The 2,878-nt window shown below is 58.2% G+C and carries 2 protein-coding genes; both read left to right on the top strand.

All coding sequences use genetic code 11. The annotated features are described in order from the left end of the window. The first annotated feature begins 237 nt into the window (after positions 1-237). The gene (gene murJ, locus ACIOVB_RS13940; protein ID WP_401268505.1) at positions 238-1,776 is read left to right on the top strand and encodes a murein biosynthesis integral membrane protein MurJ; all 1,539 of its coding nucleotides are present in this window, start codon (positions 238-240) and stop codon (positions 1,774-1,776) included. Between the two features lie 129 nt (positions 1,777-1,905). After that, positions 1,906-2,844: a bifunctional riboflavin kinase/FAD synthetase gene (ribF, locus tag ACIOVB_RS13935; RefSeq protein ID WP_167394884.1), complete on the top strand. Its 939-nt coding sequence runs from the start codon at positions 1,906-1,908 to the stop codon at positions 2,842-2,844. The last annotated feature ends 34 nt before the right edge of the window (positions 2,845-2,878 follow it).

Raw genomic sequence — 2,878 nt, 5'->3', positions numbered from 1 at the left:
AAGACTTTTTAGGAAATAGCAAACAAAATAGGCCGCGAATCATGCCGATGTAGAGATGTCTTGTCAAGGGCACTTCAATCGTTCCGCTAAGTGGTAGGTATAAAGAGGCGGGATATTTATTTCCGGCGCTTGACCTGTAAACTCGCGAGCTTTGGCTCTGTGCTGTTGCGGCGCGGAGTATCGCACAAGTAGGCGCATTGTTCGCCTGCTGTTTATCGAAAGGCCCTGATTTCCTCAATGAATCTGCTCAAATCGTTGGCCGCCGTCAGCTCTATCACGATGCTTTCCCGTATTTTGGGATTTGTTCGTGACACGCTCATCGCTCGCACATTCGGCGCCGGAATGGCGACTGACGCCTTCTTTATCGCCTTCAAACTGCCCAATCTGCTGCGGCGAATTTTTGCCGAAGGCGCGTTCTCTCAGGCATTTGTGCCGATTCTGGCTGAATACAAAAGCCAGCAGGGCGAGGAGGCGACTCGAACCTTTATTGCCTACGTATCGGGTTTGTTGACCCTGGTATTGGCCGTGGTAACGGCCCTGGGCATGATCGCTGCGCCTTGGGTAATCTGGGCTACAGCCCCCGGTTTCACCGATACACCGGAAAAATTCCAGCTCACCTCTGATCTGTTGCGGGTGACATTCCCTTATATATTGCTGATCTCCCTGTCGTCGCTGGCCGGGGCAATTCTCAATACCTGGAACCGTTTCTCGGTGCCAGCCTTTGTGCCGACATTGCTCAACGTCAGCATGATCGTGTTTTCGCTGTTCCTCACGCCGTACTTCGATCCACCGGTCATGGCCCTTGGCTGGGCGGTGCTGGTCGGTGGTCTGGCGCAATTGCTCTATCAACTGCCACACCTGAAAAAGATCGGCATGCTGGTGCTGCCGCGCCTGAATCTGCGCGACACCGGTGTCTGGCGTTTGATGAAGCAGATGCTGCCGGCGATCCTTGGTGTCTCGGTGAGCCAGATTTCGCTGATCATCAACACCATCTTTGCCTCGTTTCTGGTCGCAGGTTCGGTGTCGTGGATGTACTACGCCGACCGCTTGATGGAGTTGCCATCCGGCGTACTGGGCGTCGCGCTGGGCACGATTCTGTTGCCGACTCTGGCCAAAACCTACGCCAGCAAGGATCGCCACGAGTATTCGCGCATTCTCGACTGGGGCCTGCGCCTGTGCTTCGTGCTGGTGCTGCCGTGCTCGCTGGCGCTGGGAATTCTCGCCGAGCCATTGACCGTTTCGCTGTTCCAGTACGGCCAGTTCAGTGGCTTTGATGCCGAGATGACTCAGCGCGCATTGATTGCCTATTCTGTCGGCCTTCTCGGGATTATCGTGATCAAAGTGCTGGCGCCGGGCTTTTACGCGCAACAGAACATCCGGACTCCGGTGAAAATCGCAATCTTCACGCTGGTGGTTACTCAACTGTTCAACCTGGTGTTGATCGGCCCGTTGGCCCACGCCGGGCTGGCGTTGGCCATCAGTGCAGGTGCCTGTCTGAACGCCGGTTTGCTGTTCTATCAACTGCGCAAACAGCAGATGTACCAGCCGCAGCCTGGTTGGGCGAAGTTCGGCTTCAAGCTGGTTGTGGCCGTGGCGGTGATGTCGGTGGTGTTGTTGGTCGGCATGCATTTCATGCCGGCCTGGGATCAGGGGCACATGCTGGAACGCTTCCTGCGTCTGGGCGCTTTGGTCGCGGCGGGCGTGGTTTCGTATTTCGGTATGTTGCTGCTGCTCGGTTTCCGTCTGCGCGACTTCAATCGCAAGGCCTTGAGCTGAGGTTTTACCCCTTATAAACGGGCACGGGCCGGCAGTTTTGTCGGCTCGATCACTTTGCGTTACGGTGTTGCCTGTCGTCTGCCGCCGGGTGTGGTTATAATCGGCCACTTTATGAGCAAGAAGCGCGTTATGCAGCTGGTTCGAGGCCTCCACAACTTGCGCCCCCAGCATCGGGGCTGCGTCGCCACTATTGGCAACTTTGACGGTGTTCACCGTGGTCACCAGGCTATCCTGGCCCGGCTGCGTGAGCGTGCGCTTGAGTTGGGCGTACCCAGCTGCGTGGTGATTTTCGAGCCGCAGCCACGGGAGTTCTTTGCACCCGAGACCGCGCCGGCACGTCTGGCCCGGTTGCGCGACAAACTGCAACTGCTGGCGGCCGAAGGTGTTGACCGGGTCTTGTGCCTGGCCTTCAACCAGCGTCTGAGCAAGCTCAGCGCCAGTGAGTTCGTCGACACCATTCTGGTAGACGGCCTCGGCGTGCAGCATCTGGAGGTCGGTGACGACTTCCGCTTCGGCTGCGACCGCCTCGGTGATTTCGATTTCCTGCTGCAGGCCGGGCAGGTTCACGGGTTTAGCGTGGAAGCTGCGCAAACCGTCGAGCTGGACGGCATTCGCGTCAGCAGCACCCAGGTGCGCAACGCGTTGGCCGCCGCCGATTTTGCCTTGGCCGAACGGTTGCTCGGCCGCCCGTACCGCATCGCCGGTCGCGTGCTGCATGGCCAGAAACTGGCCCGGCAACTGGGGACGCCCACTGCCAATATTCAACTCAAGCGTCGTCGCGTGCCGTTTACCGGGGTGTATCTGGTGGATGTCGATATCGACGGCAAGACCTGGCCCGGCGTCGCCAATATTGGCGTGCGGCCCACGGTGCAGGGTGATGGCAAGGCCCACCTTGAAGTCCATCTTTTAGATTTTGCCGGCGATCTGTATGACCGGCGTTTGACGGTGGTTTTCCACCAAAAGCTGCGTGAAGAGCAGCGTTTCGCCTCCCTGGAGGCGCTGAAAACGGCGATCAATGCGGATGTCGCCACCGCCCGTGCACTAGCCGCACCTAGCGCCCATCGCTAATGAAGAGCCTTAAATGACCGACTATAAAGCCACG

The sequence above is a fragment of the Pseudomonas sp. NPDC087639 genome, from assembly GCF_044743385.1.
In the GTDB taxonomy this organism is placed as follows: domain Bacteria; phylum Pseudomonadota; class Gammaproteobacteria; order Pseudomonadales; family Pseudomonadaceae; genus Aquipseudomonas.
This window is presented reverse-complemented; position numbering and strand designations above follow the sequence as displayed.